The sequence below is a fragment of the Actinobacillus delphinicola genome (assembly GCF_900638385.1).
Taxonomy (GTDB): Bacteria; Pseudomonadota; Gammaproteobacteria; order Enterobacterales; family Pasteurellaceae; genus Actinobacillus_C; species Actinobacillus_C delphinicola.
Genome location: NZ_LR134510.1, coordinates 1377111 through 1386337 on the forward strand (window position 1 = coordinate 1377111; position 9227 = coordinate 1386337).

Genomic DNA, 9227 nt, shown 5'->3' on the forward strand with positions numbered 1-9227 from the left:
CTAGGTCTTAGTAATAATCAAATTTTAAATAGTTATGCTTTAAAATTAATAATACCAACAGTATTATTAACTTTAATGATATTTATTATTACTGGCTTATATCAAAATATTTTACGATTTATTGATAGAAAAGTATTATTTATTATTTTTATTGGGTGTCTATTATCATCAGTAATAATGACTTTATTTACTATTTTATTTAATATAAATATATCTAAATCTATTTTTTTTGTTTATTTTTTGTCTAGTTTTACGATAATATCTATTTCTAGATTTATATTATCTAGTTTTTTATTGGAATATCCCTTCTTTAAAACTAAAAGAATCCCTGTAATAATATATGGTGCAGGAGAGGCGGGGAGACAATTATTAATATCTTTAAAGCAAACTGATTGCTATTTTCCTGTCGCATTTATAGATGATAATATAAAGTTAGAGAAAACTATTGTTTATGGAAAGAAAGTTTATGGATTTAGTAAGCTAAATGATCTAATAAATAGTTATAATGTTAAATCTATATTGTTAGCTATTCCAAGCGCGACTCAAAAACAACGTCGTATTATTTTGGATAAATTAAAAGGATTAGAGTGTCATGTATATTCTATACCAGGTTTAAAAGATCTTGTTGAAAATAAAATTAGCATTAATACCTTGAAAAAGGTTTCAATCGGTGAACTATTAGGGCGAGAACCAGTTGATCCGATTGCCTCATTACTCCAACAAGATATTACGAATAAGATTGTTATGGTAACAGGGGCAGGCGGTTCAATTGGTTCTGAATTGTGTCGTCAGATTGTGAATAATAAACCTAATGCTTTGATTTTGTTTGAATTATCTGAGTTTTCACTTTATACCATTGAAAGAGAATTATCGAATTTTATTGCTCAAAATAATCTCGATATTAAACTTATTCCAATGCTAGGTAGTGTTCAAAATCAAGCACGTTTAGAACAGATTATGCGCAGATATCATGTTGATACAATTTATCATGCGGCGGCTTATAAACATGTTCCAATGGTAGAATATAATACTATTGAGGGGGTTAAAAATAATATTTTTGGAACCCTACATTGTGCTTTAGCGGCTATTAATACAGGCGTTTCTACCTTTGTATTGATTTCAACTGATAAAGCAGTTCGTCCGACTAATACAATGGGGACAACAAAACGTATGGCAGAACTTGTACTTCAAGCCTTAGCTGAAAAACAAAGTACAACTCGTTTCTGTATGGTGCGTTTTGGTAATGTATTAGGTTCATCAGGTTCTGTTATTCCATTATTTGAAAAACAAATTGCCGCAGGTGGTCCTGTTACTATTACTCATCCAGAAATTACACGTTTCTTTATGACAATCCCTGAAGCTGCTACTTTAGTGATTCAAGCAGGAGCAATGGGCAAAGGCGGTGATGTATTCTTATTGGATATGGGGCAACCCGTAAAAATCATGGATTTAGCACGTCAAATGATCAAACTCAGTGGGCTTGAAGTACGAGATGAAAATAGCCTTGAAGGTGATATCGAAATTAAAGTAACAGGTTTACGCCCTGGCGAAAAACTTTATGAAGAATTGCTAATCGGTAAAAATGCTCAAGGCACTCAACATCCTAAGATTATGACAACCATTGAAAAACATTTACTTTGGGATGAGCTAAATGTCATTCTTACAGAGTTAGAACAAGCTTGTGATGCTTTCGACCCAATGCAAGTCCGAAAAGTCCTAGAACAAGCCCCAACCGACTTCCACCCCGCAGACCCCGTCTGCGATTTACTAATCTAAACCACACGCCCCAATTTTCGTAAGAAATTATGAAGGTTGGGGTTAATAATATATTGATAATATGATTAAAATTATACGTTTTTTTATTCCTTTTGTTATTCTTGGAATTATAATATTATATATCCCACATTTTTTTGATGTAAATTTAAATGATTATAGAACAGCTGAACATCATATTAAATATGAAAATGCTTATCCTTTAAATCAAGAATATTATAATGCAGTAGGAAAGATCAATAATTTTAAAATTAAGAATATTAAAATAAAACAAGTATATATTGGTACTGAGGATAATTTTATTAAAGATAATAGTACATTATCTTATAATGTATCAGATATGCTTAATGATATCTTATCTTTTAATATATCAAATATATTTAATAATATTTCGATAGTAATAAAAGAATACATTTCATCAGCATCTTCTTTTTGGGAGTATTTAAATAATTTATCTACATTTTTAACTTTTTTAGCTACATTATTTGTAGGCTGTGTAGGGTATCTTATTCAGAAAAGATCTAATTTTCAGAATGAATTTGATACATTATTTTCAGAACACAGCAAGCTGCTAAAAGAAGTCTTTTTTGATAAAAATGATCCTACTAAATTTAATGAAAACACAAGAGATTTATTATATAAATTAACGTTAGGGTATATTTTTTATACAAAAGAAGATATCGATTGTGAAAAGTATAAAACAAGAGCAAGAGAGATTTTTAGAGATAATTATTTAACTAAGAGATATTTTATTCTTTTATATAGATTACTCAAAGCAATAAATGAAAGGGGAATGGATAATAAGAAAGACTATACTTCTATTGTTAGAGCTTGCATACCAGTTGAAATTCTATTCTTAATTGCTATAAATACTTTCTCGGGAGATGATGATGTTTATAGAGAGTATAGAGAATATCTTACTCGTGCAAATTTATTAGAACATTTACCATTTGATGGGAAAGATAATAAAGAGGAGAAAGATAATAAAGAGGAGAAAGATAATAATAAAGAAACTAAGGATAAGAAGCAAGATACTAGATTTTTTGAATATATATATACACTTTATTATAGTAAGAATAGTAAAAGATTTTATACTATAAAAAATGAATTAGAGAAATATAATAAAGAGATAGCTAAATTTAAAGAAATGATTAAAAATGAAATTTTCATAGGTGTTGAAGGAGACGATTTTTATAAAAAGAATAAAAAAATACAAAAAAAAATATATAAAAATATAGAAAATAAGAAAAATAAGAAAAATAAGAAAAATAATAAAAAAATTTTAATATGGGGGAATAATTTATTCATATAGAAACTATTCTTACCTATTTAATAATATTAATATATTTATAATATGATCTTATTTTTATATATTCAGATATTATAATTTTTTAAAGAAAAATAAAATTTACGCCTCAATTTCCATAAAAAAATATGAAAATTGGGGCGAGATACATATATGAAATTAAAAACTATTTTCATCACTGGTGGTGCGGGTTTTATTGGTTCGGCATTAATTGGATATTTAATGACGCACGAACGTTATCGCATTATTAATATCGATAAATTGACTTATGCAAGCAATCTGTTAGCACTAGAATCTGTATCATCGCATCCAGAATATACGTTAGAAAAAGCGGATATTTGTGATGCCGAGAGAATGTGGACTTTATTTCAGCATTATCAGCCAGATGCAATCATTCATCTTGCGGCAGAAAGTCATGTAGATCGTTCTATTGACGCACCTGATCTTTTTATTCAAACAAATATTGTCGGAACGAGTGTGTTATTAGAGCAGAGTTATCACTATTGGCAAACTTTGCCACCTTCTAAAAAACAGACTTTCCGCTTTCTGCATGTTTCGACCGATGAGGTGTATGGGGATTTAGCGCCCAATGATCCGCCATTTACGGAAGAAAGCCCTTACAAGCCGAGTAGTCCTTATTCCGCCTCGAAAGCTGCAAGCGACCACCTTGTGCAGGCATGGCATAGAACTTACGGCTTACCGACTTTGATAACGCATTGTCCTAATAATTTTGGTGCGTATCAACATAGTGAGAAACTTATTCCCAAGATGATCACGAATGCATTACAAGGTAAGCCGTTGCCAATTTATGGCGATGGGCAACAGATAAGGGATTGGCTGTATGTGGATGATCATGTCCAAGCATTACACACTATCTTGCAACAGGGTAAAGTCGGCGAAACCTACAATATTGGCGGAAATTGTGAAAAGACGAATCTTGAAGTAATTCAAACAATTTGCGAATTATTAGATAACTTAATGCCTGTAAAACCCAATGGGGTTAAAAGTTACAGTGATTTAATCACATTCATCACCGATCGCCCAGGACACGACAAACGCTACGCCATCGACAACACCAAAATCACCACCCACCTAAACTGGCACCCAACCCACCCCTTCAAAACCGCCCTCACCACCCTCATTCACCACCACACCCAAAACAAAACCCACGAATAGTCATAAAAAATAGAGGGGTTTTGTTATAATATTTTGTGAGCTTTACAAAAATAAAAAGGAGAAGTAAATGGAGTCCCCAAAAGGAAAATGTACTCATGAAGGTTGCGAATTTGAGATTTATAAAGATGATCTATGTATTTTGCATTGCGAGAAAACGGGGAAGGAAACAGAGGAGGAGGTATCACAATTCCATGAAACACTACTAAGATATAGTGTACGAGATATTTTAAATAATCCCGTTATTATGGGGAAAGTTAGTGAAAATGATTTGATGAGCTATCTACATAATCCACGAGATTTTTATTTAGGTCATACTTTTTTATATCTATATAACTTATTTAGCCGAATTTCAATTAAATTTTATAATATAAAGTTTCCTGAAAAATATAATCATAATGATTTAGATGTTTTTGAGAATAAATCTTTTAATTATTGTAAGTTTTTGGGAAGTATATTTGTATATGAGGGATTTTCTAGTGATAGAAAAGTAGAAAGTTTCTATGGATGTGAATTCCATAGTGGAGTATTCGTATTAAATATTAAATTTGATCATAGAAATGAGATGATTAATAGAAATAGGAAACAAACCTTATCAAATTATCAACAAGTCTTAGGTGATGTAAATTTAAATAATGTAGGTAGAGTAAATGATCTAATTTATTTTTCTAAAGATAACCTTCAATTTAAATATTGTTACTTTAATAATGTATTATGGATTGAGAATAGTAATATTAATTCATCATTTTTAATAAGTAATAATTTAATACATGAATTATTTATTAATAAATGTAGTTTTATGGAAGGATATGAGTTAACTGAACTTATAACTAATAAAATAAATTCATTTAAGCTATATGATAGTTTATTTTATATTCCATTTATTTTTAATAAAATGAAAATAAATATTTTTTTAGTTAAAAATTCTATATTTAAGGGGAACTTAGATCTAAGTAATAGCTCTTTTGATGAGATTTATCTTATTAATAGTAAATTTGAAGATAACTGTTATATTTCTGATATCAAATTTAATAGTATGGAAAATAAATATTGTTTATTTAATATAAATAAATGTTATTTTAATAAGATAGTCAATTTTGGTGGTTCTAATTTAATAGGTGGTCTTAAAATAGAAAGAACATTTTTTCTAAGTGAAGTAAATTTTAAAGATTGTGAAATTAATGACAATAAAACAAATCGAGAAACTTATCGACTTATAAAAAACTCATTAGATAAGAATGGGGATATTATTGAGGCTAATAAATACTTCGTAGAAGAAATGAAAGCCTACAATCGAGAAATTAGTTGGAAGAAGAATCCAGCTGAAAAAATTTTATTACATTTTAATGAAATTATATCTAATTTTGGTAGTTCTTACATTATACCGCTTTTACTAATCATAATTACTATGATTATATATTCTATTATTGTTTTTGAATTTGATCATCGATATATGGAAGATATCTCTAATCTTCCATTATATAAAGAAAGCATATTTTCTTGTAATTTGTGGAATAATATAGCTAAAAACTTCTCATACTTTAATTTTAAACTCAAACCAGGTATGGAATTCATTAGCCTATTATTCTACATTTTCTGGGGTATCTGTACTTGGCACCTCATCGTAGCAGTTAAACGCCACACCAAACGCTAATCCAAATCCCACCCATCACGCCTCAATTCTCATAAAAATTTATGAAAATTGGGGCGTAATTTTTCCAATCTAATAAAAATAGCTGTATATCTGCACATATTGATCAAAAATTATTTGGTATGGATAATAAGCCTCCACTTTTTAGAACCACTTTATCAGATTAAGTTGAGGAGTTATATGCCTGATATTTGTAAAAAGAAACATCGTTATGCAGAAGTGTTAGAAAATCTTCCTGAATCTCAAGGGGGAAGTTTACGTCATAAATGTGCGGGTTGTGCTTATGAGGCAGGGCTAAAAGATGGATTTAATAATACTAGAAAATCAGATCTTAGTAATGACCCTCGTATTTTAATAAGTCAGGCGGGTAGTGCACGACATAAGGATGCCCAACGCGCTTATGATATAGGGTACGAAGACGGTCTTAGTAAGTATAAATCAGAAAAATAGTATTTGATTGTAAATACCATATTTTTAATTTTAACTTCATGAAAATTTTATGGAGTTCCTTACCTACTATTCTCTCTCATGATAAACTAGTCCTCAAATTTTAATATTTGAGGACCCTCCTATGCCACAAGAAACTATTTTTAGTAAAATTATTCGTAAAGAAATTCCTGCAGATATCGTTTATCAAGACGATTTAGTGACTGCATTTCGTGATATTGCGCCACAAGCGCCGACCCATATTTTGATTATCCCAAATAAAATTATCCCAACCGTGAATGACGTGACACCTGCTGATGAGCAAGTGTTGGGGCATTTATTTACCGTTGCGGCGAAGTTAGCACAAGAGGCGGGGACTGCGGAAGATGGGTATCGTCTTATCGTGAATTGTAATAAACACGGTGGTCAGGAAGTTTTCCATTTACATATGCACCTTGTCGGTGGTGAACCGCTTGGTAAAATGCTTGCGAAATAAAATGACTGCGCAAAATCTTTTTATTATCGATCTTGCTAGTACAACCGTAACCGATGAGGATGTGCGTTTATTGTCGCACCCATTGGTTGCGGGGGTGATTTTGTTTAGCCGTAATTTTGCGGATCGTGAGCAGTTGCAGGATCTCGTGCAGACCTTGCGCCGTCGAGTTGCGAAACCGTTATTAATTACGGTCGATCAAGAGGGCGGTCGGGTACAACGTTTCCGTGAGGGCTTTACACAATTACCCGCAATGCAAGCCTTTAGTCTGTTGCCTGAGAATGAACAACAATATTGGGCGAAAGAGGCTGGCTGGCAAATGGCGATGGAGATCTTGGCATTAGACATAGATCTCAGTTTTGCTCCTGTACTAGATCTCGGGCATGATTGTTTGGCGATTGGGGATCGCAGTTTTTCCTGTGATCGCCAAAAAGTGATTGCGCTCGGTGAAAGTTTTATTGCGGGGATGCGTGAGGCGGGTATGGCTGCAACGGGAAAACATTTCCCAGGGCATGGTGCCGTGATTGCGGATTCGCATAAAGAAACCCCAATTGATGATCGGTCAAAACAACGGATCTTCGCCGAAGATATCCAACCTTTCGCCGATCTTATCCGCAAGAATGCGTTGCAAGCGATTATGCCCGCGCATGTGATTTATCCTGCTTGCGATAGTTTGCCAGCGAGTGGATCGCCGTACTGGTTGCAAACGATCTTGCGATCAGAATTGCAATTTAATGGGGCGATTTTTTCAGACGATCTCGGCATGCAAGGGGCAGCGTATTTGGGAAATTATGCGGAGCGTTGCCAAGCCTCGTTTAAGGCAGGTTGCGATTTATTATTGCTTTGTAATAATCGCCCTGCGGTTGAAAGCGTGTTTGAGGCGTTTCATGTGGAAGAAGATCCCACTCAAAGTGCATTACGTCAACAACGTTTAAATGCCCTTTATAAACGCCATTCAGTGACGTTTAAGGAATTAGAAAATTCAGCACGTTATCAGCAAAATAAGCAATTTTTAGGCGAACTTCAACGACGTTGGCAACAACAAAAAGCCAAAACGTTAATCGACCCAACGGAAAAATTATAATGACTTCTCTTGTTATCCCATGCAAGCATTACCAGGACGGAAGCTGTCGTTCTTGCACGGAATTAACCCTTCCTTACGCTCAGCAAGTCGCGCAAAAAGAACAGGCATTGCGTGCGTTACTTGATCCTTTTTTAGGAGAATGCGATTGGCAAGCGCCTTGCGTTTCCGCACTCGCACATTTTCGGAATAAAGCCAAAATGGTGGTAAGTGGCAGTGTTGAGCGTCCAATTCTCGGCATTTTGCCTAAACCTTTTGAGCCACAAAGTGCGGTCGATTTATGCGATTGCCCTTTATATCCTACTGAATTTCAAGCGATTTTTAGTGAGTTAAAAGATTTTATCGCTCGTGCGGGCTTGGTGCCATATAACGTGGCAAAAAATAAAGGCGAATTGAAATATATTTTGCTTACTGAATCGCAAAAAACGCATAAATTGATGTTGCGTTTTGTGTTACGTTCCGAGGCAAAGCGTGCCTTGATAGAGCGTGAATTACCAGGATTATTGCAACGGTTACCGCAATTGGAAGTGGTAAGTTTAAATATTCAACCGAAAAATGCGGCGATCTTAGAAGGCGAGCAGGAGATTTTCCTGACCCCAACGCATTTTTTAGCGGAAGATTTTAATCAGGTGCCGTTATTCATCCGTCCACAAGGCTTTTTTCAAACGAATCCGCAAGTTGCCAGTGAGCTTTATGCCACAGCAGCGGCATGGCTAAGCGATTGGGCAGAAACGCACGCTTGCCAAGAAGTGTGGGATTTATTCTGCGGTTCAGGTGGTTTTGGATTGCATGTTGCGAAAGCGTTACAGGCAAAAAATGCCGTGAAACTGACAGGAATCGAAATTTCTGCATCTGCAATTGAATGTGCAAAACGCAGTGCGGAACAGTTAGGGCTAACGGATGTGCATTTTCAGGCGTTAGATGTCGATCATTTTGATTTTGAAAATCATCCGATTCCCGATGTGGTTATCGTCAACCCACCACGCCGTGGAATTGGGGAGAAAGTCGCAACATTTTTAGAAAAATTACAACCTAAAGTCATTTTGTATTCCAGCTGTAATGCACAAAGTATGGCAAAAGATTTTGCCCATCTTGGTAGCTACCAACTCAAAAAAGTCCAACTTTTCGACATGTTCCCCCATACTTCTCACTATGAAGTTTTAGGTATTCTTCATAAGAAATAACTTATATACAAATAAATATTATTTTTTGTACAGTTATCTTAAAAATTTTATAAAAAAAAGCACAGAAATGTGCTTTTTTTATTTTTGTTAGCTATCTATTCATAAATTATGTAAAAAAATTTACGAAATGAGAGAGAATT

At 33.6% G+C, this 9227-nt stretch carries 8 protein-coding genes; all 8 read left to right on the plus strand.

Features of this window, described 5'->3' with window-relative positions; all coding sequences use genetic code 11:
* Nucleotides 1-75: 75 nt before the first annotated feature.
* The 8 genes from EL259_RS06535 (at nt 76) to rlmC (ending at nt 9087) form a co-directional block, all read left to right on the plus strand.
* Nucleotides 76-1776: a polysaccharide biosynthesis protein gene (locus EL259_RS06535; protein ID WP_232019101.1), complete on the plus strand. Its 1701-nt coding sequence runs from the start codon at nt 76-78 to the stop codon at nt 1774-1776.
* Nucleotides 1777-1837: 61 nt separating this feature from the next.
* Nucleotides 1838-3085 (plus strand): hypothetical protein, encoded by a 1248-nt coding sequence (locus EL259_RS08585; RefSeq protein ID WP_172594231.1) that lies wholly within the window; start codon nt 1838-1840, stop codon nt 3083-3085.
* A gap of 147 nt (nt 3086-3232) precedes the next feature.
* On the plus strand, nt 3233-4255 hold the full coding sequence (gene rfbB / locus EL259_RS06540) for a dTDP-glucose 4,6-dehydratase (RefSeq protein ID WP_126600097.1): 1023 nt from the start codon (nt 3233-3235) through the stop codon (nt 4253-4255).
* A 67-nt stretch (nt 4256-4322) separates the two neighbouring features.
* The gene (locus EL259_RS06545; protein WP_126600099.1) at nt 4323-5906 is read left to right on the plus strand and encodes a hypothetical protein; all 1584 of its coding nucleotides are present in this window, start codon (nt 4323-4325) and stop codon (nt 5904-5906) included.
* A 177-nt stretch (nt 5907-6083) separates the two neighbouring features.
* Nucleotides 6084-6353, plus strand: a complete 270-nt coding sequence (locus EL259_RS06550) for a hypothetical protein (protein ID WP_126600101.1) — start codon at nt 6084-6086, stop codon at nt 6351-6353.
* Between the two features lie 121 nt (nt 6354-6474).
* Complete coding sequence (gene hinT, locus EL259_RS06555) at nt 6475-6825, plus strand: purine nucleoside phosphoramidase (RefSeq protein WP_126600103.1); 351 nt, start codon at nt 6475-6477, stop codon at nt 6823-6825.
* 1 nt (nt 6826) lies between these two features.
* Entirely contained in the window at nt 6827-7906 is a 1080-nt protein-coding gene (nagZ, locus tag EL259_RS06560; RefSeq protein WP_126600105.1) for a beta-N-acetylhexosaminidase, read from the plus strand.
* The gene (rlmC, locus tag EL259_RS06565; RefSeq protein WP_126600107.1) at nt 7906-9087 is read left to right on the plus strand and encodes a 23S rRNA (uracil(747)-C(5))-methyltransferase RlmC; all 1182 of its coding nucleotides are present in this window, start codon (nt 7906-7908) and stop codon (nt 9085-9087) included. The genes nagZ and rlmC overlap by 1 nt, the downstream gene beginning before the upstream one ends.
* Nucleotides 9088-9227: the final 140 nt, after the last annotated feature.

Bases quoted from the DNA above. Each gene is read 5' to 3' on its own strand.
- EL259_RS06550 (WP_126600101.1), top strand. From the start codon at position 6,084: ATGCCTGATATTTGTAAAAAGAAACATCGTTATGCAGAAGTGTTAGAA.
- hinT (WP_126600103.1), top strand. From the start codon at position 6,475: ATGCCACAAGAAACTATTTTTAGTAAAATTATTCGTAAAGAAATTCCT.
- rlmC (WP_126600107.1), top strand. From the start codon at position 7,906: ATGACTTCTCTTGTTATCCCATGCAAGCATTACCAGGACGGAAGCTGT.
- EL259_RS08585 (WP_172594231.1), top strand. From the start codon at position 1,838: ATGATTAAAATTATACGTTTTTTTATTCCTTTTGTTATTCTTGGAATT.
- nagZ (WP_126600105.1), top strand. From the start codon at position 6,827: ATGACTGCGCAAAATCTTTTTATTATCGATCTTGCTAGTACAACCGTA.
- EL259_RS06545 (WP_126600099.1), top strand. From the start codon at position 4,323: ATGGAGTCCCCAAAAGGAAAATGTACTCATGAAGGTTGCGAATTTGAG.
- EL259_RS06535 (WP_232019101.1), top strand. From the start codon at position 76: ATGATATTTATTATTACTGGCTTATATCAAAATATTTTACGATTTATT.
- rfbB (WP_126600097.1), top strand. From the start codon at position 3,233: ATGAAATTAAAAACTATTTTCATCACTGGTGGTGCGGGTTTTATTGGT.